Source organism: Parasphingorhabdus sp. (assembly GCF_965233695.1).
Lineage (GTDB): Bacteria > Pseudomonadota > Alphaproteobacteria > Sphingomonadales > Sphingomonadaceae > Parasphingorhabdus.
In genome coordinates this window covers 2964734-2990222 of the sequence record NZ_OZ247497.1, presented here as the reverse complement: position 1 = coordinate 2990222, position 25489 = coordinate 2964734, and the positions used below count along the sequence as shown (strand labels likewise).

Here is a 25489-nt window from a genome sequence, read left to right as displayed (position 1 = left end):
AGTCATTCACCCTTATGACTTATAGTAGCTTGGCTGAACGCGCAATTACAGGCCCGTTCATAGACCGGGATGGTCAAACAGGCATAGCAAGACCATTGGCAACATAGCCTGCAATCCGTTCCGGTGCCTGCATCGGCATGAAGTGCGACAGTTCCGGAATATGCAGCTCTTGTGCATTTGGAAATATGTCTGCCAGGCCGGGCCAAGTGGGGCTGTTGGCAAAATCCCGAACGGATTCGACATCCTGGCCAGCCATTTGCGCACGCAAGATAACGGTCGGCAATTCAATTTTTTTCACAATCGGATAAGGGTCAAGCGAACGAAAACCTTCATAGACCGACGCCTCCAGATAAGGCGGACACGCCAAAACCAGGTTATCGTCCTCGTCATCGGGCAACAGGCCATATTGGCAATAGTCCATCAAAACATCTTGTCGCCAGAGCTTGAAGGGATGACGATCCTTAAAGGCAGCAAACATCTCTTCCGGCGATGACCAGCTGTTCCGCCGCCTTGATACGGGATTATTGTTCGGGTCAATATCGCTCAATGCTGGCGGATTTTTGTAAGCGTCCGGATCGGTAATAGTCGGGTCTACCAATAGGAGACGTTCAAATCGTTCGGGCATAATAGCGGCGGCCTGTACTAATGCATGTGCGCCCATGCTGTGGCCAACACCTATTACATGTCTAAGATCAAGCCCGGTCACCAAAGCGCCCACATCCCTGCCCATCAAGCTCCAGTCGCTCAAACTATCGGGCTTATAACTACGGCCATGGCCGCGCTGGTCCACGGCGATAATGTGATAATCGGGCGGCAAGGCAGCGATGGTCTTGTCCCAACAGCGCGCATGAAAGCCGGTGGCGTGGACCATCAAAATGGTCGGATCGGCCGGATTACCCCACTCGAAATAGCAGAGATCCGTTTTGCCATGTTGAAAACGTTTTTCTGTTGGTTGCCCCGCTGCGCTCATCCTTCTTTTGGCGGCTCCACCACGCGGATATGCAATTCACGCAGTTGCTTGGGCGAGACACCGCTTGGCGCGCTCATCATCAAGTCTTCCGCTTTCTGATTCATCGGGAAAAGCACAACTTCGCGGATATTAGGTTCATCCGCCAGCAGCATGACGATCCGGTCCACGCCCGGAGCTGACCCTCCATGCGGCGGCGCGCCATATTTCAGCGCGTTGATCATGCCAGAAAATTCGCTGTCAACAGCGGTTTTGTCATAACCGGCAATTTCAAAAGCTTTATACATGATGTCGGGACGATGGTTCCGGATAGCGCCGGATGACAGCTCGATACCATTGCAAACAATATCATATTGCCAAGCCAGAATATCGAGCGGGTCTTTGTTCTCCAGTGCCTCCATCTCGCCCTGCGGCATGGAGAATGGGTTATGTGAGAAGTCCAGTTTTTTCAATTCTTCGTCATATTCATACATCGGATAATCAACGACCCAGCAGAATTTGAATTCATCGTCGCTGATCAGGCCTAGTTGCTCTGCTGCACGCGTTCGCGCAACACCAGCCAATTTGGCAGCTTCTGCTTCCTTACCAGCGGCAAAGAATACGCCGTCATCAGGTCCGCAGCCGAGATCAGCCAGCAATTTCGCCGTACCCTCTTCGCCATGGTTTTTGGCAATCGGTCCGCCAGCAGCTCCCTCTTTCATGTTGATGTAACCCAGACCCGCAAAACCTTCGCCGCGTGCCCAGTTATTCATGTCATCAAAAAATTTGCGGCTGTTCTTGCCCGCTTCCGGCGCAACGAACGCACGTACGGTGCCGCCGGATGCGGTGATCTTGTCAAACAGACCAAAGCCGGAACCTTTGAAATGATCCGACACATCCTGAATGATGATCGGATTGCGCAGATCAGGCTTGTCCGAGCCATATTTCAGCATCGACTCTTTGTAAGGAATGCGCGGAAACTCACCGGCAGGCGTTACGAACTTGCCATTGGCAAATTCTTCAAACACACCAGCCAGCACCGGTTCCAGCGCCTGAAACACATCTTCCTGTGTGACAAAGCTCATCTCGAGGTCGAGCTGGTAAAATTCACCGGGAGAGCGATCTGCACGGGCGTCTTCATCGCGGAAGCACGGTGCGATCTGGAAATAGCGGTCAAAGCCCGCGACCATCAGCATCTGTTTAAACATCTGCGGCGCCTGTGGCAGCGCATAGAACTTTCCGGGATGTACACGGCTTGGCACCAGATAATCACGCGCACCTTCTGGAGATGAAGCTGTCAGGATCGGGGTCTGAAACTCTGTGAAGCCCTGTTCAACCATACGGTTGCGCAGCGAAGCAATCACCTTGGAGCGCAGCATCATGTTGGCGTGGACTTTCTCCCGCCGCAGGTCGAGAAAACGGTAACGCAAGCGGATATCTTCCGGATATTCCTGCTCGCCAAAGACCGGCATGGGCAATTCTTCCGCAGGTCCCTGCATTTCAACCGCTTCGGCCACCAGCTCGATTTCGCCCGTGGGCAAATTTGGATTCACCGTTTCTGCCGAACGAGCTGCAACCTTGCCGGTGACGGTAATAACCGATTCTTTGCGCGCCGAGTCCAGCAGCTTGAACGCATCACTGCCTTCTTCGCTAACAATCTGGGTCAGGCCAAAATGATCGCGCAGGTCTACAAACAACAAGTTTCCATGATCGCGAACGTTGTGAACCCAGCCCGACAGGCGGACTTCTTCACCGACATTGGCGGCGCGAAGCTGTGAACAATTATGGGAGCGATATGCGTGCATGATGAACCTTTGATAACTAAATTGTTTCCCGGTTGGAAACTTATGGGGCGTAACACAGGCCAAAGCCTCTTTTGTCAAGGACGAAGGTATATTCGAAGGCCATAATTTGCCCGTAGCAAAAGTCGATCCGCAGTTATTGATAATAGACAATCTCTATCGGAAATGTTTGCGGCCCTTGTTTCAGGCTGTATAGAACTCTCCATGAAAATTCATCCTTTACTGACTGACAATCAGGATATTGCCAATATTTGCGAACGCTTTTCGACCGCCGACTTTGTCGCTGTCGATACAGAATTTATGCGGGAAAACACGTACTGGCCGATCCTTTGCCTGATTCAGATCTCAGATGGCAAGGAAGCCGCTGCCATTGATCCACTCGCCAAAGGCATTGACTTGACGCCATTACTCGACTTGCTGGTCGACAATGAAGATGTCCTGAAAATCTTTCATGCGGGCGGGCAGGATGTGGAGATTATCCACAATATGACGGGCAAGACACCACATCCGATATTTGATACGCAAGTGGCAGCGATGGCTCTAGGGCCCAGTGAACAAATCGGTTATGCCAATCTGGTCGACAGCTGGCTTGGCATTACACTTGATAAAGGCGCCCGTTTTACCGACTGGTCGCGGCGCCCGCTAAATGATCGGCAGATTGAATATGCCATTGGCGATGTCACCCATTTGTCAAAGATATTTCCGATGATGCTGGAAAAGCTTATCGAAACCGATCGCGGCATGTGGATCAATGCGGAGATGGAAAAGCTTGCTGACCCTGAAAACTATGTAAACGATCCTGATAACTCCTGGCGTCGTGTCAAATTTCAGGGTCGCAATCTGGAAGCACTGGGCAGGCTTAAAGCCCTTGCTGCCTGGCGGGAAAAAGAGGCCCAGTCGAAAGACATGCCACGCGGACGGATTATGCGCGATGAAACATTGGCAGATATTGCTGCCCATCCGCCCAAAGACCAGCATAAATTATCGCAAGTGCGCGGTCTGTCGTCGGGCTGGAAAAACAACGATATCGGCGAACGCCTGATGGAGGCCCTTGAGAATGCCGAGCCGCTCGCCAAGGAAGAACTGCCAGATCGCAATGGACGGCGCCCCAAATTCAGCAAGGAAAACGCATTGGTCGCCGACCTTCTGAAATTATTGTTGAAGATTCGATCTACCGAAATGAACGTTGCTTCAAAACTACTCGCCCGCGCCGATGATCTGGAGAGGATTGTTGGCGGCGAGCGCGATGGCGTCGCCTTGCTGCAGGGTTGGCGCTACGAGGAATTTGGACGCGATGCGATTGATTTGATCGAAGGCCGCATGAGCTTCACCGTCAAGGATGGAAAACTGAAAATGACGCATCAACCGGAAACACAGGATGAGGCAGCGGAGTGAGGTTGTACCTGCCCTTCGTTGTGCTGGGCTCCGCTGTCCTGTTTGCCTGTACAACAGCCGGTACAAAACCCGATGTTCCAGAACGCGGCGTAACGCCGGGATTTGTGTGTAATAGCGACGATCTAGGCGAATTTGTCGGACAATCGGCAGATGGTAATGTCGGCGCAAAAGCACTCAATCAGTCTGGCGCAAAAAGCCTACGCTGGATTCCGCCCAACAGCGCTGTTTCTATGGACTTCCGTCAGGACCGGCTCAATATCGAGTTTGATGAAAACATGACAATCACCCGGATCAGTTGCGGCTAACCGGCGCTTATTCGGTCACCAGTACCGGTTCCAGTTTCAGCAAATTGGCAAGTTGTAAGTGTCGCTTTGCGACGGCATCACCGTAAAGCGGTTTCAAATCAGTGGCCATGACAATCTCCAGCCGGCCGTCGACTTTCCGCAATTGCGTTTGTTCAAGCGGATTGCGGGTACCGCCACTTAATCGTTGGCCTAACCGCATCGCCAGGCCCCAGCAAATCGCACGCTGTGTTGCTGTTTCACTTGCAAGCTTGCCACCGCCTGGAAAAATATCCGTTCCTCCGCCGAAACTGGTGTACAATGTTTGGCCCAGTTGTTCCCGTTCCACTCCCGTAATACCAACCCAGTTTCCGTGAAGCCCCATCACCAAGCCCCGCTCAGCCCGGAAATTGGGGTTTGCGCGCCAAGCAACATCGCCAAGATTGCAGGCTGCTTGCCGGATCCGCTGCCATTCCGGTGGATCGTCGGCAAAAATAGGGGCGATCCATTTGCCGAGTAACTTGCTGTTCGCTGGAAAACGTGCTTGCGCGGCTCCGGATTCTTCGGTCGCCAGCAATAGCGGATCACGCTTGCTCTCTGGCTTACTGACATTTTTGAATAGCAGCCCCTCTCGAACACCATAGGCCGAAACAATCATGGTGCTACTGCCGAGATAGCGCACGACAAAGGATAATAACCACGCGGCATCGTCCAGTGTCGGAATACGGGATGTTGACAGGCCGGGTACTTCTTTCAACTTTGCCTTGTTCATACGCGCCAATTGGCTGACCAAACGACGTGCCCGTTGGGGCTGCATTTCATAATGGTGGATTACCGGCAAGGGATAGCCGCTATCAAACATATCAAGCCGGGCGAGCGACCGCCATGATCCGCCAACCAGATAAAACGGCAAATCCTGACCATTTTGATCCCAACCGGTTTTCTTGAGCATCTTGCGCACTTGACGTTTCAATTTGTCTTTGCCCTTCGCTCGCAACTCGGCGACGCGCAACACACCCAGTGGAAAACTGTACCGCTCAAGCACCTTACCCTTGTCGATCATGGCAAGTTCCAGGCTACCCCCGCCAAGATCCCCGACGATACCGTGAGCATCCGGTATCGCGGAAAGAACGCCTAATCCGGCCATTTCAGCCTCTTCCTCGCCTTTCAGGACCTGAGTATCAAATCCGATCTGCGCGGCAACTTTCAACAGGTCTTTGCCATTACTGGCATCACGTACCGCAGCAGTAGCGAAACTCTTGATCGAATCGACATCCATTTGTTTACAAAGCCGGTAAAAGCGCTCTAGCGCCTGTATGGCCAATGCCATGGAATCGTCCGCAATGGCTCCGCTCGTCGCAAGTTCCTTGCCCAGACCCGCCATTACTTTCTCATTGAACAATATCGCCGGAACGCGCGCCGGTCCTTGATATACGACCAAACGTATGGAATTTGATCCGATGTCAACAATCGCCGTTCGGCGGTTGATCCGCGGCGATTTTCGTTTTCTTGTTATTTGCAATCCCCCCACCTGCATTTGCTAATCGCAATCAGATTTTTTTCTGACGACGGCGCAAAGACAGCCGCGGCACAGCCGTATTTTTGTCTAATGCCTTGCCACGGCCGGACAACGACGGATTGGTCATAAAATAGCGGTGGAGATTAAACGGTTTGTTTGATGGTTTGATCCGCGTGTAACTGCCGTTCGGATTTAACTCCCAGCTTTGTTCATCGTCGATAAGGTTAGCAACCATAACCTGGTCCAATATCTGATCGTGGACTGTCGCATTGGTGATTGGGATCATATATTCCACCCGACGATCAAGGTTTCGCGGCATCCAGTCGGCTGAGCTAATGTAGACCGCAGCCTCATCGTTGGGCAAATCCGCACCGTTACCGAAAGCCCAAATCCGACTATGCTCCAGGAAGCGGCCGACGACCGATTTAACCCGAATATTGTCAGACATTCCAGGCACGCCAGGACGCAAGCAGCAGATACCGCGAATAACCAGATCGATCTCAACACCCGCATTGCTCGCAGCATAAAGCTTCTCGATCAGCGCTGGATCAACCAGGGAATTCATCTTCGCCCAAATCATTCCGGGCTTGCCCGCGCGTTCATTGGCAATTTCCCGGTCAATCAAGTCCATCAGATCGCGCCGCATATAGCGCGGTGACATGGATATTATTTCGAGCCTTTCTGGCTCTACATAACCAGTAATATAGTTGAATAGCTGTGCGGCATCTCGTGCAGCTTTGGGATCGGCGGTAAAGAAACTAAGGTCTGTATATATTTTTGCCGTAATCGGATGATAATTGCCGGTACCAAAGTGGCAATAGGTCCGATAACCTTCCTGCTCTTTACGAATTACCATCGAAATTTTCGCGTGGGTTTTCCACTCGATAAAGCCATAAACAACCTGGACACCGGCCCGCTCCAAGGCGCTGGCCCAGAGCAAATTCTGTTCTTCGTCAAAACGCGCCTTCAACTCGACAATAGCGGTAACCGATTTTCCGGCTTCCGCCGCATCAATGAGTGCCCGGATGACAGCCGACTGTTTGCCGGCGCGATAAAGTGTCTGCTTGATTGCAACAACATCTGGATCGGCGGCAGCTTGTCGAAGAAATTCAATAACCACTTCGAACGATTCATAAGGATGGTGGACCAATATATCCTTGTCTCGAATCGCCGCGAAGCAATCCCCGCCATGATCGCGAATCCGTTCCGGAAAACGCGGACTATAGGGTGTGAATTTAAGGTCTGGGCGGTCTTCATCTACCAGCAGGTCCAAGTCCCCGATGCCAACCAGGCCATCAATGCGGGTCTCGGTGGCACCTTCGGTCAACAAATTTTCACGCAGCATTCCAACAACAGGTTCAGACAAATCTGCACTCAATTCCAATCGGATAACGTCTCCCCGGCGGCGGCGTTTAATCGCACTGCGAAAGTAACGGACCAAATCCTCCGCTTCTTCTTCGACTTCGATATCGCTATCGCGAATGATCCGAAAAATACCGCTATTCGACACATCATAGCCCGGAAAAATCTGCGCCGAGTAAGATTGGATAACTGATTCCACCGACACATATTTCGCTACTCTACCAGGAATCCGGATGAAACGCGGCAGTCCCGAGGGTATCATTACCAATTCCCGGATCCGCTGCCGATCAGATTGGCGAACAAGATCAAAAACCAGACTTAGCCCCTTGTTGGGAATGAATGGAAAGGGATGTGCAGGATCCAATGCTTGTGGTGTGAGAACGGGAAAAATCTGGTCTAGAAAATGTTGCTTTAGCCAAGCCTCATTGGTTGCATCAAGCGCATCGACTGACAAAACACGTATATCCTGATCCGCAAGGGCGTGCGTGAGCTGTTCCCATACCTTTTGCTGATTGGCAGTCAGGATATTGCTCTGGGTTGCTATTGCAAGCAACTGCTGGCTTGCCGTTAATCCATCGGCTGAACGTTCTTCTATATTTTGACGGAACTGGCCCACGAGTCCGGCAAAGCGAACCATAAAAAACTCATCGAGATTATTCCCCGATATGGACAGGAAACGAAGCCGTTCGAGTAATGGGTGCGAGCTATTTTGCGCTTCTTCAATCACCCGCTCGTTAAAACCCAGCCAGCTGATTTCACGGTTGAAATAGCGATCTGAATCGCCATCCTCAATTTTGATCAAGCTTTGGTCTTCATTAGTCGATTCTGGCGCTTGGGGGACAAGACTATCCATTTAACCTTCCTCAATATTCTGTGGCGCAGCAGACCCGCTGTTCTGCTGTTCTGCCATCATCTGATGTTGCGACAAGGCTTCCATGGCTATGCCACGGTTAATAGGTTTCTTTCTCTCTATAGCAAGATTATCCATTTTTTGCGCCAAAAGCTGAATATTCCGATAACTGCGTTCCATCCTCTTGTTGAGATAGAGTATGGCTTCTTTCGATACAGATAATCCGCGCAACGAAAAATATTGTTGCAGCAAACCCTCGATCATCGCCTCGTCAGGCGAATTGATTTCAATCAATAAAGAAGCCGCCAAGCGGGATTTTAAATCAGGTAGCTCCACGTTCCATTCAGAAATAGGCTTGCCGGAGACAAACAGCAGTGGCTTGCGCTCTTCTTTGGCGCGATTCCATAGGTGGAACAGGTCGGTATCAGCCACCAGTTCGGCATCGTCGGCAATATAACCACCACTATCGTGCTCAAACTTGCGCGCCATCGCGGACTTTCCTGAAGAGGGATCGCCCACCAATATCGCTGTCAGGTTTGGCCAGCTTTGCCAGTTTTGCAAGTAATAATGCGCTTCGGCGTTCGCGTCTGTGACAATATAACTATTATCTTTGGCGGACGATACGGCGTCCAGGGGAAGTGCGATCTGACTCACTGGTCCTGCTCATCACTCCCGGAATCGGTATCTTGCGAAGATGCTGCTCCCGGTCTGCTGATCCTCAACGCACCGGCGCCCTGCTGAACCTGCCAACCTCTAGCGCGCAGTGCCGAAGCCAAATCAGCCAGATTGCCAGTAAATGACACACTCATTACTGATACACCGCCCAGCGCTAGGCTTGACGTCGATGCAGAAGAGACGCCTGGTACTGAGCGAACAGCCGATTCACCGCGACTGACCGCACCGACATCAGGTGTGTCGAATTGAACAGTTACAGTTGTTGCCAGACCGACAGAAGTAACTGGCGCCGCGCTTTCCACGCCGGCTCCATTATCACCGCTAGTCGTCGCGGCATTGGCACCGGATTCCGAAGCCAATTCCGCCTCGATCTCTCTTTCAAGCGCTTCAAGATCGAAGGCATCATCCTCGATTATCAAAGATTTATCCGTCCGCAAAACTCCACGAGATAATGCGCTACTATATATCTTGTCCAAACGCACAATTGCCTGATCCAACATCGCAGGAATACCTTCGCTGGACTTTGTCTTCAACGCGAAACTATCGATATATTTGTTGTCAGGACCATAACGCGCACTGAATCGCCCCGTCACTGGACCACCCGGATACTCATATTCCATCCGAACAATCGGAATGATGACATCAGCCGCACCAAATTGATCCAATATTGTTCGCCACCACTGTCGGTTACGTCGCTCCGCCTGGCCGGCAGTAAGCACGAGTGATTCGCTGTCAGATCCATAGGCGCGCACATAATCAATGGCACTGTCACCAGCCCGGAAACGGGCCCAAGCTTTTTGCCATTCAGTCCTGTTTTCAAATACTTGAGGCGACCCGCCACTCCACATAATGGGTAGGACCAACAAAGGCGGTGATCGCAATCGCCTACCGCCGACGCCAAGAATCTGTCCAGTGCGGGCGCGGTCAAACATTACACCCAATCTCGCAATATAGCGGGTCGGGCCGATTTGCTCTTCTTCAACTACAATCGCAGAAACGATATTGTTCAGTGCGCTATCAGACAATCCGGCGGTTTCTCCGCCCTGTGTGCGTGCATAGAGCATTTTCCATGCTTTTCGTTGCGCCTCTTCCCAGCCTTTCTGACGGGCCTCGAAAGCATTTTTCCCACGGGAATCAACTTCAACGCCAAAAACCTCGAAATCGCCGCTACTTGCAAGCGGCGCAACACCACGATCAGTGCCTTCAAGCTGTGCATAGACGAGTCCGGCTGCAGCCAGACCGATAAAGGCAAACAGGACACCAAATCGGTATTTAAAACTGCTCAAAAATCTCATTTCCGCTCTTTTGACGATTATGACGTGGAAATCCACCCACGACTTGTCTAATCGCCTAATTTATGAGTGACAAACGAAATGAACCGGAATCTTACACTTATGCGAAAGCCGGTGTATCGATTGAGGCAGGAAACGCGCTAGTCAAGGCTATCGCCCCGCTTGCCAAAGCAACTGCACGTGCAGGTGCCAACGCCGAATTAGGCGGCTTTGGGGGATTTTTCGACCTCAAGGCGGCGGGTTATGATGACCCGTTGCTGGTTGCCGCCAATGACGGTGTGGGCACCAAGCTGAAATTGGCAATTGACCATGACCGTCATGACACGGTCGGTATTGATCTGGTCGCCATGTGCGTTAATGACCTGATCGTACAGGGCGCAGAACCGCTATTTTTCCTGGATTATTTTGCGACGGGGAAACTGGAAAACGGAGTCGCCGAACGGGTTGTCGCTGGCATTGCCGAAGGCTGCAAAATGTCCGGCTGTGCCTTGATTGGTGGCGAGACCGCGGAAATGCCGGGCATGTATGCGGAAGGTGACTATGACCTGGCAGGCTTTTGTGTCGGTGCCGTCGAACGCGAGAAGGCTTTGACAGGCGCGCAATTGGCCGACGGCGATCTATTACTGGGCCTTGCCTCCTCCGGCATACATTCCAATGGCTATTCCTTAGTGCGCCGGCTGGCGGAGGACAAAGGCTGGAAATTGGATCGACCGGCACTGTTCGACCCCGACGTGCTGTTGATTGAAGCTTTGATCGCGCCGACCCGAATTTATGTGAAATCCTTGCTACCGCTCATGCAATCAGGCCGAATCAAGGCGCTGGCCCATATTACCGGCGGCGGATTGCTGGAAAATATTCCGCGCGTATTGCCGGATGACATGCATGCCCATGTCGATGCCGACAGCTGGGATCAGTCACGCCTAATGGCTTTTCTGCAAGCGCAGGGCAATATCGAGCCGGAAGAAATGGCACGGACCTTCAATTGCGGGATCGGTATGATATTGGCCGTATCTGGCGATGATTTGGCTTCGGTGGTTACTGATCTGCAAGCCGCTGGAGAGACTGTGCATCAGGTCGGCGTTATCAAATCTGGCAGCAAAGGCTGCACAGTGACAGGCGCAGCAGGGACATGGTCGGCCTTAGGCGATTGGACCGCAACCCATGATGGCTGATGCCAGATGAAAGAGCGGGCCAAAGTCGCCGTCTTGATTTCGGGTCGTGGGTCCAACATGGCTGCATTGGTTTACGCCGCAAAGGCGGATGATTGTCCTTATGAAATCATACTCGTTGCTTCCAATGACCCGGCAGCGCCCGGCCTGCAGCTTGCGGAGGCAGAAGGTATTGATACGTTCGCTCATCCTCATAAGGGACTGAACCGCGCAGAGCATGACCAGATCATGCATGAGGCGGTGACCAAGACGGGTGCTGAATATATCGCGTTGGCAGGCTACATGCGGATATTGAGCGATGAATTCGTCAGCAAATGGCGAGATCACATGCTGAACATCCACCCCAGCCTTTTACCGAAATATAAGGGTCTGAACACTTATCAACGCGCCTTGGATAGCGGCGACACCCATGCCGGATGCAGCGTGCATCTGGTAACTCCAGAGCTTGATGATGGACCGGTGCTTGCACAAACCGCTGTCGCGATATTGTCCGATGACACTGCCGATCTTTTGGCCGAACGTGTGTTAATCGCCGAACATCAGCTTTATTCCACAACACTGGCAAAATATGTCACGCGCGAGATGGATCCCAACTGGATATTGGCTGAAGTGCGAAAGCGGGCCCTGGCGTTGGAAGAAACATATGAACGCTGCAGTTTCGGAGCGCCCGGCTGGCGCGTTGGCAGCGAGAAAACCGGAAAATATTTCGCTTATTTTTCTCACCGGCACTTTGGCGAGACCGGCACGTCTCTGTTCGTCAAAACCAGCGGCCTGGATGAACAAAGCGCCTTGCTTGATGCCGATCCGGACCTCTATTTTGCACCCAAATTTTACGGAAAATCGGGGTGGATCGCTATCCGTCTCGACACTGGCCGAACCGATTGGGGGCATATTGCCGATTGTTTGAAGAAAAGCTGGCGCATGGTCGCACCAAGGCGGCTGACCAGGATGCTGGATATCGCGGACGAATTTTAGGGGAATTCGCATCGCGGGATGAAACATAAATCTTTGATGGCAAGGAGGAGGGAGGATTCGCCACCAAAAGTTCTTTTCTGGGATGACATTTCATCCGCGATGCTTGGTATTGATCTAGCGATCATCTCCATAAATACCGATACGGCATTAGGACCGTAGTGGCTCTACTCACATTCCCGCTTCAACTGCCAGTCGAACCATGTCGGCTGCACTGGGAACATCCAGCCGCTTCATCAGGATAGCGCGATGCATCTTAATCGTACGCTCACTTAAATTGAGTTCATGCGCAATCTGCTTGTTTAGCAAACCCTTGGCAATGAAATTTAAGACTTCCCTTTGCCTATTTGAGAGATCTTTGACGATCTCCGTCGCGCGCATCCGCCTTGCCTTGGCCAGACTTGGTCCATCCGCATCTATCTCTACCTGAGATCCCAGAAAATATTCGAGTTCGCCGTCCTTATCAAACAGAGGCGCAACGAGAACGGCATTTTGAAAAGCCGTTCCGTCCTTCTTGTAGTTAAGAATCTCGACAAGCACCGGTTTGCGTTCCCGCACACCGCGCCTGATTTCTTCCGTCAGCCATGGCTCCGTTGCCGGTCCGGCAAGAAAGCGGCAGTTCCGTCCAATGATAAAATCGGGCGTATATCCGGTCAGATCAGAAAAGGCCTGATTAGACGCCACAATAGGGTTGTCGGGAAGGCGCGGATTGCTGATCACCGAAGCAATCGGGCTGTTATCGATCAACGCTGTTACAGTGGTTTTGGGCAAATCAACCTTCGGGACTGATTGCCGCTCTACTTTGTTATTCCCATCCTCTGCGTTCATAAATTAAACTTAATCCATCTCAGCCCGCTATGGCAAGCAGAATGCCCCGATATTCAAAGCTATTTTGATCCGCCCTTGCAGCGCTTCGAGCAATATTTCACATCATCCCAAACATCTTTCCATTTCCTCCGCCAAGTAAACGGACGACCGCAGGTCACGCAGATTTTCTCTGGTAGATTCGCTTTTTTGATTTGTTTTTTTGCTGGCATTTCAAGCGTGTTACTATGGAACAACGCCCTCTACTACCGATTTTGCATTATCGACCCTGATGGCCGCGCCGTTGATAAATTTGGATTCGTCCGATGCTAGAAACAATACCGTGTTGGCAATGTCGTCTGGCTCTCCCAGAGCACTGGCCGCTGGCCCTTCACTGGCGGGCCGCAGATCGTCTCTGCCCATCATCTTGGGTCCGATTTCTTCAACCATAGGTGTCAAGATTCCCGCGGGATGAACACTGTTGCAGCGAACATTATAACCGTTATTGGCGCAATGCACGGCGATGCTGCGGGTCAAGCTTTCAACTGCGCCTTTGGCAGCAGCATAAGCCGCAACAACCGGCTCTCCCTGAATCGAGGCAATGGAAGCCATATTGATGATCGATCCGCCACCGGATGCCTTCATCGCTGGCACCGCATATTTGCATCCGAAAAAGGTTCCGTCAGCGCTGACCGCCATCACGAACCGCCATTCTTCCGCGGTCTGGGTCTCGATGGTTCCCGGCTCCACGACGCCGGCATTGTTGACAAGTATATCGAGCTTACCGTGCCGCGATACGACATCAGCGATCAGATCTTCCCAAGCCGATTCGTCGCGAACGTCCTGAACGTGAAATTCGGCAGCACTCCCAATTTCTGAGGCGACTCTTTGACCATTTTCCTGATCCATATCTGTCAGAATGACCTTCGCGCCCTCTCGCGCGAACATACGGGCGTCGGCCTCTCCAAGCCCCTTTGCTGCGCCAGTAATGATCGCGATTTTGCCTTCAAGTCTGCCCATCGTCCATCCTCTCTTTTTTGCCAACTATCCTTTGATTAGCAGCACATGCTACGCACTGGCCCTAACAATATGAGGGAGAGCGGGATGGATAAAGTAGAACAGCTATTAGCGCGGGAAGAAATTCGCGACATCCTGCACTGCTATTGCAAGGGCATTGATCGCCGCGACTGGAAACTGGTGCGCTCTTGCTTCGCGGATGACCATATTCACAAGCATGCTGAATATACAGGCCCGCCCGACGAATTTATAGGGTTTGCCAGTCAGATATTGGAAAAAGTGCCTGACACGCATCATTCCATTTCAAATGTTCATATCGATTTCAGCAGCGATGGTAACAGCGCTTCAACAGAAGCCAATTTCGTAGCCTATCATTATATTCAGGAAGGCACGCCTGAATTCACACCCGTCCCAACCGGCGGCAAAGCCACCGACTGGATTGTGGCCGGTCGATATTGCGACAAGTTTGAAAAGCGCGACGGGAAATGGATTATCGTCCGGCGCGAAGCGTTCCACGATTGGGAGCGTTACGAAGAGGCTAATCCCAGGCCCAATTCATAACCATCCTGCCAATTCCGGCTCATGCGAGAACCAGTTGCATTTTTCTCAAGTTTACAAAGTTTACCAAGTCCTTTTGGGGAATTTTCAGCGCCTCATAGCGCCCGCCAGCTATTTCAAAAGTTACAAAAGCTACATCTAGATAGGCGCCTCTAGACTGTTACGATTTATTCAAAGTTGAAAAAGAGCCGCAGTTGTTACTATCACACCAGCGCCTTTGTAGGAAAGACAGCCCGCAATAGGCTTGCCAAGCGGTCGGTGCCGCCCTTTGGGCGCCGGCCGGAGAACATGTCGCGGCATTCGCCCTGCCGCCGCCAAAAGCAAAAGCGGTCAAGGCACAGGTCATTAGCAACCTGAAATGCTTGATGAAATTTGCGCTGGTCTCCTTCCCACAATTTTAACCGTCTGGCGCTGGTTTTCCCACTCCAGCGCCGACGATCAAATTGCGGTCGGACAGACCATGCTTAGGATCCCGCAAAAGCCTTATAAAACTGAGGCTTATGCAAAAACTCTTATCCTACGATTTCGTCTTCGTTGAAGAAATAGGCGATTTCGATCGCTGCATTCTCATCGCTATCAGAACCATGAACGGTATTAGCTTCAATGCTCTCGGCCAATTCTTTGCGGATTGTACCGGGTGCTGCGTCCGCTGGGTTAGTCGCGCCCATGATGTCGCGATTGCGCTGCATGGCGTTTTCGCCTTCAAGAACCTGAACAACAACGGGTCCGCTGATCATGAAGTCTACCAGTTCGCCAAAGAAAGGACGTTCTTTATGAACAGCGTAGAAACCTTCTGCCTGCTCGCGGGTCATGTGGATGCGCTTGGAAGCGACAACGCGCAGACCAGCCTCTTCCAGCATTTTGGTGACCGCACCGGTCAGATTACGCTTGGTAGCGTCGGGTTTGATTATCGAGAATGTCCGTGTACCGGCCATGATTTTGCTCCGTAAAAATAGTAAGAAGAGAGGGTGAATCTAAAGTTGCGCCGCCCTTAGCCGCTGCACTGCAACATGGCAAGTATTGAGACGATGCCTAAGGCCCTTCGACCCAGCGACCGCCATCCTGCTTCCAATAGCGTGGCGTAACATCGTCCGTTACGGACAAGGCACGCCAGGCTGTTCTTGCATTATCGATCTGCTCTGCTGTGAACAAATAGAACGCGCGATCAAAAGCCAAGGCATCATCGCGCCATTCGCCGTCGGTAAGGGCCACAAACCGGGCGCCATTAGTAGCCTCACATTGAGCGGAGATGAGAATAGGTTGCGCATCGTCCTGCTCACCGCCCGCCAGCCCGTGCGCGAGAAAACTCTCGGGAGCAGCCTGCCACAGCGCCTTGCTGAGTTTCTCCAGTTGGCCGACAAAGCTCGACACCAGCAACATTCTCTGCCCGCCATCCAGTGTTTTCTGGGCCAGCACCGGCACCAGCTTTTCTGCAGGATCGCGGGTCAGATGATAGAAGTCGACCTGCACAGTCAAATAATCCTGGCCGTCAGGCTATTGCTCAAAATTATCGGCAACATATTGATCCAGCAAACGCACACCAAAGCCCGTCGCTCCCTTGTCCCAGACTGCACCAGGTTTGTCTGCCCAGACCATTCCGGCAATATCAAGATGCGCCCATTTGACGCCATCTTTGATGAATCTTTTCAGGAATTGTGCCGCTGTAATCGATCCTGCGCCCTTGCCACCGACATTTTTCATGTCAGCAATGGGGGAGTTGATTTGCTTGTCATAAGCAGCGGTCAGCGGAAAGCGCCATAACGGATCGCCTGCGGTTTGACCGGCAGCGAGCAGCTTGTCCGACAAGTCGTCATCATTGCTGAAACAGCCAGCATGTTCATTGCCGAGAGACACAATGATCGCACCTGTAAGAGTCGCGAGATTGACGACAACCTCTGGTGCAAAGGTTTCCTGTGTCCAGTGAAGAGCGTCGCACAAAACCAAACGCCCTTCGGCATCGGTGTTGATAACTTCGATTGTCTGACCGCTCATACTGGTCACCACATCACCCGGACGCTGCGCATTTCCATCCGGCATATTTTCAACCAGGCCACAAATGCCGACTACATGGGCTTTGGCTTTCCGGCCAGCCAATGCCTTCATGGTGCCGGCAACCGCACCCGCACCACCCATGTCCCATTTCATATCTTCCATACCGCCAGGAGGTTTCAGAGAGATTCCGCCCGTGTCAAAAGTCACGCCTTTGCCGACGAGAGCAAGCGGCTTTTTCTGTGCGCCATTGGTACCATCCCACCGCATCGCCAGCATGCGCGGCGGCCGAACCGATCCCTGGGACACACCCAGAAGCGCACCCATGCCGAGCTTTTCCATCTCTTCTTGACCGAGCACGGTAAATTCTACACCCATGCTTTGAAGCTCTTCGCAGCGCGCCACAAAGCTCTCCGGATAAATAACGTTGGCAGGTTCCGAAACCAGTTCGCGGGTCAAGGATACGCCATCGGCCACAGCCGATAGATCCTGCCAGATTTGCGCCGACTCCAGTTCGCTATCGAGCACAGTGATCTCTTTCAGCGTAGGTTTTGTATTTTCCGGCATAGTCGTGCGGTATTTGTCGATTCTCCAACTACGCAGTTTCGCGCCGAAGAGCAGACGTGCCAACTGATCTGGTTCAAGGCCTTTGCCATTGACGGCCAAGTGCTTCAAACCTGATGTCATCAGTTTGGCAATAATTGCACCGCCTGCCGCCTCGCAGTCCTTGCGTTCCCCATTCCCGATTCCCGTCAGAAAAACTTGAATGACTGCGTCACCTTGCGTGACGAATGTCTGAAATGTCTGACCGGTCTTTCCTTCGAACCGTCCTGCTTTCGCTGCAGCTCGCACCATTTCCGCCTGTTCGACCTCAATCTCCGCGCTATCCAGTCCATCTTTGCCGATCGCAAAAGCAATCGCATCAGGTGTTGAGGAAAGGCTAGCGGCAAATGTGAATTTCATGGGTCAAACGTCCTTGTTATTCGATCAATCGCGCTGTCTTGGCGGATATTTGATCTTCTGTTCAGGGATGATCAATGAAAGATTGGCTCTGTCATTGCAATCATCATTTCATCCCGTTTAGTGGATAGCGAAAAATGTGACATAGAAAATTTGCAGAGGAAGCAATCTGATGCAATAGGGCGGAGATCAGGTTGGCAGCGAAACGAAGATCGCCAATTTTCCATGAGGCCAAAGGTAGGTTAATCTCGTCGATGAAATCCTCTATCGCACTGATTGCATTAGCTCTTCCGTTGGCAAACTCCCCAAACGCTTTGGCCCAATCCGATATGGATGCCAAAACTTCAGTTGCTGAGCCCGCAGCGGTGCCTTCTGATGATATTGAATTCAGCGCCGATACAATCGACTATGATTTTGAAAATGACATAGTGACTGCCAAAGGCGACGTATTACTCAATCGCGATGGGTATAAACTGCGTTCCGACACCGTAACATGGAACCGCAAAACAGGTGTGGTTGAGGCAACTGGAAATATCCGATCGACCAGCCCCGATGGTGACACCGCCTATGGTGACAGCATTGTGCTCACCGACAGTTTGCGGGACGGCATCGTTGACAACCTCTTGTTGGTTCTTGAGGATGGCAGTCGCCTAGCCGCCCGAAAGGGGGAACGGTTTGCCGATGGTTCGTTATCCCTCGACAACGCCGCCTATACTGCTTGTGCGGTTACAACAGATGATGGATGCCCGAAAAACCCTAGTTGGGAAATAAAGGCTGTCAAAGTTCGCTATGACCCCGTGAAAAAGCGGGTGAGCTATGATGGAGCCCGGATAGAAATTTTTGGTCTGCCCGTTATTCCTCTGCCTGGCCTTTCTCATCCAATCAGCGATGAAAACCGCAGCGGGATTTTGGTTCCTAACCTGAGATTCGACTCAACAAATGGTGTTGCGGTTTCCCTGCCCTATTACTTCAACCTTGCACCCAATCAGGATGCAACCATTACAACTCAGGTGTTTACCGAAGTTGCTCCTTTGATTAGCGGCACGTTTCGCAATCTGGACGAGAAGGGTGCATTTCAGATGACCGGATACGCGACCTATAGTTCGCGTATTCCCACAGGTGCGGCCGGCCCCTTACCGGATGCGGAGAAAGATTTTAGAGGCTATTTTGCAACGAGTGGTCGATTCATCTTGAATGAAAACTGGACCATTTCGCAATCTGCCCGTTTGGTGTCAGACCGAACCTTTCTTCGCCGTTATGACATCAGCGATGATGACAGTCTGCGCTCAACAATTAACGTAGAACGAATAGACGACAGCAGCTATTTCTCTCTCGCCGGCTGGGCTTTTCAAACGTTGCGCGCCGGAGATCCGCAGAATCAGGTTCCTGTTGCATTGCCAGTACTCGACTATCGCAAACGCTTTGTGGAACCGATATGGGGTGGCAACACGGAAATTCAGTTGAATAGCCTGGCGATCGAACGAGCCGAGGGACAGGATACGCAGCGTGCCTTTGCCTCCGCCCGCTGGGATTTACGAAGATTGACCAGTATGGGGCAAGAAATCACGCTGACAGGTTTTGCCCGGGGTGATGTATATAACAGCGACGACAACGCCCTAAACGAAGCCGGCATATATAGTGGTGAGAGTGGTTGGCAGACCCGAGGTATCGTAACTGCAGCGCTAGACATAAAGTGGCCATTTATCGGCGAGGCTTTTGGCGGCACGCAAACTGTGACACCGCGTTTTCAGGTGGTTGCAACCCCTGCCATATCCAATCTCGATCTTCCGAATGAAGATTCCCGTTCGGTCGATTTGGAAGATACCAACCTCTTCGCTCTCAATCGTTTCCCCGGTTATGATCGCTATGAGGACAATGTCCGGGCCACTTACGGCGTGGAATGGAATCTTAGCAGGCCCAATCTGTCCATCAATGCCATTGTTGGACAAAGCTATCGGTTAGCGAATAACAGCAATATCGTGCCCGAAGGAACAGGATTATCTGAACGGTTTTCTGACATTGTCGGCCGCACGGAAATTCGATTTAAGGATGTTGTGAAATTAACCCATAGGTATCGACTTGATAAAGATAGCGCTGCCGTCAGACGCAACGAGATTGATGCCACTGTTGGGTCAAAAAATACGTACATGCAAATCGGCTATTTGCGGCTGAACCGTAATATCGGGGCTGGAGTAGAAGATCTCAGCGATCGTGAAGAGGTACGTATCGGCGGCCGTTATCAGATCGATAGATATTGGTCGGTCTTTGGATCCGCAATTGTTGATCTGACCGATGCCAGAGAAGACCCGACCTCATCTGCAGACGGGTTTGAACCGGTTCGCCATCGTGTTGGTGTTGCCTATGATGACGGCTGCCTTTCGCTTGGTGTAACTTGGCGCTATGATTATGATGACACTGGCGATGACCAGCGCGGCAGCACCTTCCTCTTCCGGCTGGCTTTACGCAACTTGGGTGTGTAAGGCGTCTGTTAACGATAATCGATTGCTAATATTAGGTTCAGCCGAAATATGATAGCCATTGACCAAAAGATGTTCTTAGAGTTTGAAAAGAAACAAAAAATGAATTTTATGCGTACCCAGTTTTTCAACAAAAATGCGAAATATGTGTTGGCGGTATCAGCCGCATTGCTATCGACGACGCCATTATCAAGTCAGACTGTTCCAGACAATGGTGTCCCGCAAACCGGGCTTAATATCCCGGAAGAACTTACTATTTTTGGGAAGAATGATCCCAATGTCCGCCGGGCAACTGCGCTGATCAACGGCGACATCATAACTGGAACGGACGTCGAACATAGGCTCGCGCTGATAATCGCTGCCAATGGCGGCGATGTTTCCGACGAAGAGAGAGTAAGACTCCGTGCGCAGGTGCTAAGTAATCTGATCGACGAAACGCTGCAGATACAGGAAGCGGAAGCGAACGAGATTGTAATTTCCAACGAAGAGATTGAGCAGACTTTCAATCAGGTTGCGCAACAGAATTTCAAACAGGATGTAGAAGCATTTGATAGGTATCTCCGTACGCGTGGATCTTCGACAGATACTCTGAAACGTCAAATCAAAGGCGAACTGGCATGGAGTCGTTTGCTTCGGCGGAACATTCAGCCGTTCATCAATGTCGGTGATGACGAGGTGAATTCGATCATCGAAAGGCTGAACGCCTCCAAAGGTACGACAGAATATCGTATTGGCGAGATTTATATGTCGGCTTCGCCAGATGCGGCGGAACAAGTTGCCGTAAACATGCGCAAAATATTAGACCAGATTCGTCAAGGTGGGTCTTTTGTAGCCTATGCGCGCCAGTTCTCGGAGGCTTCTACGGCCGCAACCGGCGGTGATCTGGGTTGGGTGCGCCCGGCTCAACTTCCACAGTCTCTTGCTGAAGCAGCGACACAAATGCAAATCGGCCAAGTTGTTGGACCTATTGAGGTTCCTGGCGGCTTTTCGATCTTGTATCTAATTGATCAACGACAAATCCTTACTGCTGACCCGCGCAATGCAGTCTTAAGCCTAAAGCAATTGGCTATCAGCTTCCCGGCAGACACTACCGAAGAACAGGCGACCGCGCGAGCAGCCCAATTTGCCTCGGCAACACAGAATATCAAAGGATGTGGCGCGGCAAACGAAGTGGCCGCTTCGATCGGCGCACAGGTTGTCGACAATGACCAAGTGCGGTTAAGAGATCTGCCTGGTCCGCTACAAAATACTATTGCCCAATTGCCTATTGGACAGGCCAGCCAGCCATTTGGTTCGGTCGCCGACGGCGTCCGTGTCTTGATCCTCTGTGGCAGGGACGATCCGCAATCGGCTGCTGCGCCATCATTTGACCAGATCATGTCGCAATTGGAAAACGAACGCGTCAATAAACGTGCTCGGATTTATCTGCGGGATCTTCGGCGTGATGCCATAATTGAATATAACTAATTCATGTCGAGGGCGAACAGACCCTTCGCAATTTCATGCGGCGATCCTGCAGGCGTAGGCCCCGAAATTATTTGCAAATCCTGGCTTGAACGAAATAACTTTGCAGCGCCCCCTTTCTTTGTAGTGGGTAATTTCGCGGACTTTGACGGGCGCTATAATATACCTGTCACAAAGATTTCCGAACCGGCAGAAGCCCGTGAGGCATTTGATAAAGCTCTGCCGGTTTTGCATATCCACGATGGTGAGATCGCGACATTGGGTGAACCTTCGCTAGATGGAGCGCAATGCGCCTTGTATGCTCTCGAAATTGCCTGCGGCTTGGCTCGTTCTGGCGATGCTGGAGCAGTCGTCACCGCCCCTGTGTCCAAGTCACAGCTATACAAAGTTGGTTTCCGTTATCCGGGACAAACCGAATTTGTCTCGGAACGTTGCGGTATTGCGCGCGAAAATGCCGTTATGATGCTTGCCGGACCATCTTTGCGTGTTATCCCTATGACCACACATATTCCCTTGGATAGTGTTTCAGGCCAATTGACCCAAGCTTTGATCGTGGCCCGCACCAAATCAGCGGCCAAGGCGATGACGCGCAATTTTGGTATAGAAAACCCCCGTATCGCGATCGCTGGCATAAACCCACATGCGGGCGAGAATGGTAATTTGGGTGAAGAAGAAAAGCTTATAATGCAGCCCGCCATTGATCAGCTGCGCGAACAGGGATTAGACATAACGGGTCCGCTACCTGCTGATACGATGTTCCACGAAGAAGCCCGATCGAAATATGATATTGCGCTGTGCCCTTATCACGATCAAGCTCTCATCCCTCTAAAAACACTACACTTTTTTGATGGCGTGAATATGACTCTAGGTCTCCCGATAGTCCGGACTTCACCCGATCACGGGACTGCTTTTGACATTGCTGGACAGAATATCGCTGATCCTCGCTCAATGATTGCTGCCATTGAAATGGCTGCCACCGCTGTGTCAAATCGCGAGATATACGACCTTTGAGCGATCCATCCTCTCTGCCTCCATTGCGGGAGGTGATCAAAAAGCACGGCCTTTCCGCCAACAAAGCGCTCGGACAGAATTTCTTGTTCGACACCCAGTTACTGGCCCGTATCGCCGCTGTACCTGGCGATTTGTCCGGAGCATCGGTCTTTGAAGTCGGGCCCGGTCCCGGTGGACTGACACAGGCACTGCTGCAAGCGGGTGCCAAGGTAACAGCGGTAGAGAGGGACGAGAGGTGCCTGCCGGCCTTGCAAGACTTATCTGACCATTTTCCAGGCCAACTTACTGTTATCAATGAGGATGCGCTGGCTATTGATTTATCGGAATTGTTCGACCGACCATTCCACATCGCATCTAATCTGCCCTACAATGTCGGTTCAGCCCTTTTGGTCAAATGGTTGTCCAGCCCGACCTGGCCGCCTGCTTGGCAATCGCTTACACTTATGTTTCAACGCGAAGTCGCCGATCGCATTGTCGCCAAAGAGGGTTCCGGCGCCTATGGGCGGCTGTCAATATTGGCGCAGTGGCGCTGTGATGCCAAGCTCGCCATGTCGGTCCACCGCTCCGCCTTTACACCGCCGCCCAAGGTGATGTCAGCGATTGTCCATTTGACTCCAAAAACGCAACCCGAGGGTGTGGACCCAGAGATACTCGCCAGACTAACACAGACGACGTTCAGTCAACGTCGTAAGATGTTGCGTCAAAGCCTGAAGAGTCTCCCCGGCGGACTAGCGGCTTTGGCCGCAGCACAGATTGACGGTGCGCGACGACCGGAAACGGTAAGCGTAAATGAATTTGTAGCCATGGCGCGTTTTTTGTCTGCCTAACTCACCGCTTTCAATTTCCGGCGATAGGCGTGCAGCAAAGGTTCTGTATAACCACTTGGCTGCTCGACTCCCTTGAATACCAAATCACGCGCGGCCTGAAACGCCAGGCTGCCTTCTGGATCATTGGCCATAGGTCGGTATAAAGGATCGTCTGCATTTTGTCCGTCAACCTTGGCCGCCATGCGCAGCAGGGCCGCATCAACTTGCTCGGCCGAACAAACACCGTGGAGCATCCAGTTAGCCATATGCTGAGATGAAATCCGCAAGGTCGCGCGATCCTCCATTAATCCGACATCATTGATGTCTGGCACCTTGGAACAACCAATACCTTGATCAATCCAGCGCACAACATATCCCAATATACCTTGGGCATTATTATCCAGCTCGCGCTCAATCTCTTCTCCGGACCAATTATGTCCGTCTGCCAGAGGAATGGTCAGAAGTTTGTCGAGCGATGGAATGCCCTCGCCAGCAACCTCTTTCTGGCGGGTAAATACATCCAGCCGGTGATAGTGAATAGCGTGTAATGTTGCTGCTGTCGGGCTTGGCACCCAGGCAGTATTTGCGCCGGTCATCGGATGTCCGATTTTCTGTTCCATCATGTCTGCCATCATGTCGGGGGCTGCCCACATGCCCTTACCGATCTGTGCTTTCCCGGACATGCCGCAGGCCAAGCCAATCGCGACATTGCGCGCTTCATAAGACTGGATCCAGTCGCTGGACTTCATATCGGCTTTGGCAACCATTGCCCCGCCCTGCATGCTGGTATGGATTTCGTCACCGGTGCGATCGAGGAACCCGGTGTTGATAAAGACAATCCGGTCTTTCACCGCGTGGATACAGGCCGCGAGATTGGCAGAAGTCCGCCGCTCTTCATCCATCACGCCCACTTTGATGGTATTGCGGCTGAGGTGCAGCAAATCTTCGACTGCATCAAACAAATCATTGGTGAATGCACATTCCTCAGGTCCGTGCATTTTTGGCTTCACAATGTAGATAGAGCCAGTCTTACTGTTACGATAATGACCGAGTTCTTTCAGATCATGCATGGAAATAAGGCTGGTAAACACGCCATCGAGCAAGCCTTCCGGTGCTTCTGACCCATCCGCCAGCAAAACAGCCGGATTGGTCATCAAGTGACCGACATTGCGAACGAACATGAGACTGCGACCAGGCAACGTGAATGCATTGCCGTCCTGATCCGTATATTCACGATCCGGATTGGCGCGACGTTCTGCTTCTTTGCCGCCTTTCAAGAACTTCGCTGCAAGGTCACCGCGCATCAGGCCCAGCCAGTTCGTGTAGGCGAGCACCTTGTCCTCGGCATCGACAGCCGCCACCGAGTCTTCCATATCAATGATCGTCGTCAGCGCAGCTTCCAGATAGACATCCGCAATATTGGCCGGATCATCCTTGCCAATCGGATGCTCGGCATCAAAGATCACATCAATATGCAGTCCGTTATGCTTGAACAGGCACCCCTTGTCATTCCACCCCACACATTGCGAAGGATCTTTGAGCGGAATGCCGTTCTCTTTGACGTTGGTCAGGTTAGCCCAGCTACCCTCGGCCAGCGGCAGTGTCTCATCCAGAAACGCCTTTGCCGCTTTGATGACCGCAGCGCCTCGCACTGGATCATATCCACCAGGCTGAGCCGGTGCCGCATCCAGTGCATCAGTGCCATAAAAGGCATCATAAAGGCTGCCCCAACGCGCGTTCGCGGCATTGAGCACAAACCGGTCGTTCAAAGAAGGTACGACCAGTTGCGGTCCAGCCATCGTAGCGATTTCCGGATCGACATTTTCCGTCGTGATGGCAAAAGGCGCTGGCTCGCCCACCAGATAACCGATGTCTGTCAAAAACGCTTGATAAGCCGCTTGATCAATCAGCTGACCTTTGTTGGTCCTGTGCCAATCGTCAATTTGTGATTGCAGTTTTTCGCGTTTCGCGAGCAGTTCTTTGTTGCGAGGAGCAAACTGCCCAAGCAGATCCGCAAAGCCCGACCAGAATTGTTGCTGGTCAACGCCGGTTCCGGGTAACGCTCGATCGTTTATGAAATCGAACAATTGCCGGGCAATCTGGATGCCATTTTGACTGACATATTCGGACATGCGTAGTT

Annotated in this window: 22 protein-coding genes; 9 read left to right on the top strand and 13 right to left on the bottom strand. The window is 51.9% G+C overall.

The features are described 5' to 3' along the window. Positions 1 to 73 precede the first annotated feature (73 nt). The gene (locus ACO6S1_RS14205; RefSeq protein WP_422343287.1) at positions 74 to 970 is read right to left on the bottom strand and encodes an alpha/beta fold hydrolase; all 897 of its coding nucleotides are present in this window, start codon (positions 968 to 970) and stop codon (positions 74 to 76) included. Beyond that, a complete protein-coding gene (aspS, locus tag ACO6S1_RS14200) occupies positions 967 to 2751 on the bottom strand; it encodes an aspartate--tRNA ligase (protein WP_422343286.1) in 1785 nt (594 codons plus the stop codon). Before aspS ends, ACO6S1_RS14205 begins: the two co-directional genes overlap by 4 nt. A 201-nt stretch (positions 2752 to 2952) precedes the next feature. Here aspS and rnd point away from each other — a divergent pair, with 201 nt between their 5' ends. Together rnd and ACO6S1_RS14190 are read left to right on the top strand one after the other, a co-directional pair. Beyond that, positions 2953 to 4143 (top strand): ribonuclease D, encoded by a 1191-nt coding sequence (gene rnd / locus ACO6S1_RS14195; RefSeq protein ID WP_422343285.1) that lies wholly within the window; start codon positions 2953 to 2955, stop codon positions 4141 to 4143. A 2-nt stretch (positions 4144 to 4145) separates the two neighbouring features. Further along, positions 4146 to 4448, top strand: coding sequence for an I78 family peptidase inhibitor (locus ACO6S1_RS14190; protein WP_422343284.1), 303 nt, complete (start codon positions 4146 to 4148; stop codon positions 4446 to 4448). A 7-nt stretch (positions 4449 to 4455) separates the two neighbouring features. On the opposite strand, the gene ACO6S1_RS14185 is transcribed toward ACO6S1_RS14190, so the two are convergent. From ACO6S1_RS14185 to ACO6S1_RS14170, 4 genes are read right to left on the bottom strand one after another with little or no spacing between them, the layout of a single operon-like run. After that, positions 4456 to 5961 (bottom strand): Ppx/GppA family phosphatase, encoded by a 1506-nt coding sequence (locus tag ACO6S1_RS14185; RefSeq protein WP_422343283.1) that lies wholly within the window; start codon positions 5959 to 5961, stop codon positions 4456 to 4458. A gap of 13 nt (positions 5962 to 5974) precedes the next feature. Beyond that, positions 5975 to 8158, bottom strand: a complete 2184-nt coding sequence (locus ACO6S1_RS14180) for an RNA degradosome polyphosphate kinase (protein WP_422343282.1) — start codon at positions 8156 to 8158, stop codon at positions 5975 to 5977. After that, positions 8159 to 8809 carry a hypothetical protein gene (locus tag ACO6S1_RS14175; RefSeq protein ID WP_422343281.1) on the bottom strand — a complete coding sequence of 217 codons (651 nt, stop codon included), beginning with the start codon at positions 8807 to 8809 and terminating at the stop codon, positions 8159 to 8161. Continuing rightward, a complete protein-coding gene (locus ACO6S1_RS14170; RefSeq protein ID WP_422343280.1) occupies positions 8806 to 10125 on the bottom strand; it encodes a heavy-metal-associated domain-containing protein in 1320 nt (439 codons plus the stop codon). The genes ACO6S1_RS14175 and ACO6S1_RS14170 overlap by 4 nt, the downstream gene beginning before the upstream one ends. Before the next feature lie 62 nt (positions 10126 to 10187). Between ACO6S1_RS14170 and purM the strand changes: the two genes are divergently transcribed. Together purM and purN are read left to right on the top strand one after the other, a co-directional pair. Then, a complete protein-coding gene (purM, locus tag ACO6S1_RS14165; protein ID WP_422343279.1) occupies positions 10188 to 11294 on the top strand; it encodes a phosphoribosylformylglycinamidine cyclo-ligase in 1107 nt (368 codons plus the stop codon). 6 nt (positions 11295 to 11300) lie between these two features. Continuing rightward, a complete protein-coding gene (purN, locus tag ACO6S1_RS14160) occupies positions 11301 to 12266 on the top strand; it encodes a phosphoribosylglycinamide formyltransferase (RefSeq protein WP_422343278.1) in 966 nt (321 codons plus the stop codon). A gap of 168 nt (positions 12267 to 12434) precedes the next feature. On the opposite strand, the gene ACO6S1_RS14155 is transcribed toward purN, so the two are convergent. The 3 genes from ACO6S1_RS14155 to ACO6S1_RS14145 all read right to left on the bottom strand — a co-directional run bounded on the left by ACO6S1_RS14155 (position 12435) and on the right by ACO6S1_RS14145 (position 14087). Continuing rightward, the gene (locus tag ACO6S1_RS14155) at positions 12435 to 13010 is read right to left on the bottom strand and encodes a LuxR C-terminal-related transcriptional regulator (RefSeq protein ID WP_422346198.1); all 576 of its coding nucleotides are present in this window, start codon (positions 13008 to 13010) and stop codon (positions 12435 to 12437) included. Positions 13011 to 13150: 140 nt separating this feature from the next. Further along, entirely contained in the window at positions 13151 to 13300 is a 150-nt protein-coding gene (locus ACO6S1_RS14150; RefSeq protein ID WP_422343277.1) for a DUF2256 domain-containing protein, read from the bottom strand. A 13-nt stretch (positions 13301 to 13313) separates the two neighbouring features. Next, a complete protein-coding gene (locus ACO6S1_RS14145) occupies positions 13314 to 14087 on the bottom strand; it encodes a glucose 1-dehydrogenase (protein ID WP_422343276.1) in 774 nt (257 codons plus the stop codon). 84 nt (positions 14088 to 14171) lie between these two features. On the opposite strand from ACO6S1_RS14145, the gene ACO6S1_RS14140 reads away from it, so the two are divergent. Further along, complete coding sequence (locus ACO6S1_RS14140; protein ID WP_422343275.1) at positions 14172 to 14645, top strand: nuclear transport factor 2 family protein; 474 nt, start codon at positions 14172 to 14174, stop codon at positions 14643 to 14645. A gap of 509 nt (positions 14646 to 15154) precedes the next feature. On the opposite strand, the gene ndk is transcribed toward ACO6S1_RS14140, so the two are convergent. The 3 genes from ndk to ACO6S1_RS14125 form a co-directional block, all read right to left on the bottom strand. After that, on the bottom strand, positions 15155 to 15577 hold the full coding sequence (gene ndk, locus ACO6S1_RS14135; protein WP_422343274.1) for a nucleoside-diphosphate kinase: 423 nt from the start codon (positions 15575 to 15577) through the stop codon (positions 15155 to 15157). Between the two features lie 97 nt (positions 15578 to 15674). Continuing rightward, a complete protein-coding gene (locus tag ACO6S1_RS14130; RefSeq protein ID WP_422346197.1) occupies positions 15675 to 16112 on the bottom strand; it encodes a DNA polymerase III subunit chi in 438 nt (145 codons plus the stop codon). Between the two features lie 24 nt (positions 16113 to 16136). Beyond that, positions 16137 to 17594, bottom strand: coding sequence for a leucyl aminopeptidase (locus tag ACO6S1_RS14125; RefSeq protein WP_422343273.1), 1458 nt, complete (start codon positions 17592 to 17594; stop codon positions 16137 to 16139). A 251-nt stretch (positions 17595 to 17845) separates the two neighbouring features. Here ACO6S1_RS14125 and ACO6S1_RS14120 point away from each other — a divergent pair, with 251 nt between their 5' ends. From ACO6S1_RS14120 to rsmA, 4 genes are all read left to right on the top strand, one after another. Next, the gene (locus ACO6S1_RS14120; RefSeq protein ID WP_422343272.1) at positions 17846 to 20071 is read left to right on the top strand and encodes an LPS-assembly protein LptD; all 2226 of its coding nucleotides are present in this window, start codon (positions 17846 to 17848) and stop codon (positions 20069 to 20071) included. Positions 20072 to 20170: 99 nt separating this feature from the next. After that, positions 20171 to 21535, top strand: coding sequence for a foldase protein PrsA (locus tag ACO6S1_RS14115; RefSeq protein ID WP_422343271.1), 1365 nt, complete (start codon positions 20171 to 20173; stop codon positions 21533 to 21535). 3 nt (positions 21536 to 21538) lie between these two features. Further along, positions 21539 to 22543, top strand: a complete 1005-nt coding sequence (pdxA, locus tag ACO6S1_RS14110; protein ID WP_422343270.1) for a 4-hydroxythreonine-4-phosphate dehydrogenase PdxA — start codon at positions 21539 to 21541, stop codon at positions 22541 to 22543. Beyond that, positions 22540 to 23370: a 16S rRNA (adenine(1518)-N(6)/adenine(1519)-N(6))-dimethyltransferase RsmA gene (gene rsmA, locus ACO6S1_RS14105; protein WP_422343269.1), complete on the top strand. Its 831-nt coding sequence runs from the start codon at positions 22540 to 22542 to the stop codon at positions 23368 to 23370. The genes pdxA and rsmA overlap by 4 nt, the downstream gene beginning before the upstream one ends. Here rsmA and ACO6S1_RS14100 read toward each other — a convergent pair. Then, a complete protein-coding gene (locus ACO6S1_RS14100) occupies positions 23367 to 25481 on the bottom strand; it encodes a malate synthase G (RefSeq protein ID WP_422343268.1) in 2115 nt (704 codons plus the stop codon). The two genes, rsmA and ACO6S1_RS14100, sit on opposite strands and share 4 nt — an antisense overlap. Positions 25482 to 25489: the final 8 nt, after the last annotated feature.

Bases quoted from the DNA above. Each gene is read 5' to 3' on its own strand.
- ACO6S1_RS14205 (WP_422343287.1), bottom strand. From the start codon at position 970: ATGAGCGCAGCGGGGCAACCAACAGAAAAACGTTTTCAACATGGCAAA.
- aspS (WP_422343286.1), bottom strand. From the start codon at position 2,751: ATGCACGCATATCGCTCCCATAATTGTTCACAGCTTCGCGCCGCCAAT.
- rnd (WP_422343285.1), top strand. From the start codon at position 2,953: ATGAAAATTCATCCTTTACTGACTGACAATCAGGATATTGCCAATATT.
- ACO6S1_RS14185 (WP_422343283.1), bottom strand. From the start codon at position 5,961: ATGCAGGTGGGGGGATTGCAAATAACAAGAAAACGAAAATCGCCGCGG.
- ACO6S1_RS14180 (WP_422343282.1), bottom strand. From the start codon at position 8,158: ATGGATAGTCTTGTCCCCCAAGCGCCAGAATCGACTAATGAAGACCAA.
- ACO6S1_RS14170 (WP_422343280.1), bottom strand. From the start codon at position 10,125: ATGAGATTTTTGAGCAGTTTTAAATACCGATTTGGTGTCCTGTTTGCC.
- purM (WP_422343279.1), top strand. From the start codon at position 10,188: ATGAGTGACAAACGAAATGAACCGGAATCTTACACTTATGCGAAAGCC.
- purN (WP_422343278.1), top strand. From the start codon at position 11,301: ATGAAAGAGCGGGCCAAAGTCGCCGTCTTGATTTCGGGTCGTGGGTCC.
- ACO6S1_RS14150 (WP_422343277.1), bottom strand. From the start codon at position 13,300: ATGCCAGCAAAAAAACAAATCAAAAAAGCGAATCTACCAGAGAAAATC.
- ACO6S1_RS14145 (WP_422343276.1), bottom strand. From the start codon at position 14,087: ATGGGCAGACTTGAAGGCAAAATCGCGATCATTACTGGCGCAGCAAAG.
- ACO6S1_RS14140 (WP_422343275.1), top strand. From the start codon at position 14,172: ATGGATAAAGTAGAACAGCTATTAGCGCGGGAAGAAATTCGCGACATC.
- ndk (WP_422343274.1), bottom strand. From the start codon at position 15,577: ATGGCCGGTACACGGACATTCTCGATAATCAAACCCGACGCTACCAAG.
- ACO6S1_RS14125 (WP_422343273.1), bottom strand. From the start codon at position 17,594: ATGAAATTCACATTTGCCGCTAGCCTTTCCTCAACACCTGATGCGATT.
- ACO6S1_RS14120 (WP_422343272.1), top strand. From the start codon at position 17,846: ATGAAATCCTCTATCGCACTGATTGCATTAGCTCTTCCGTTGGCAAAC.
- ACO6S1_RS14115 (WP_422343271.1), top strand. From the start codon at position 20,171: ATGAATTTTATGCGTACCCAGTTTTTCAACAAAAATGCGAAATATGTG.
- pdxA (WP_422343270.1), top strand. From the start codon at position 21,539: ATGTCGAGGGCGAACAGACCCTTCGCAATTTCATGCGGCGATCCTGCA.
- ACO6S1_RS14100 (WP_422343268.1), bottom strand. From the start codon at position 25,481: ATGTCCGAATATGTCAGTCAAAATGGCATCCAGATTGCCCGGCAATTG.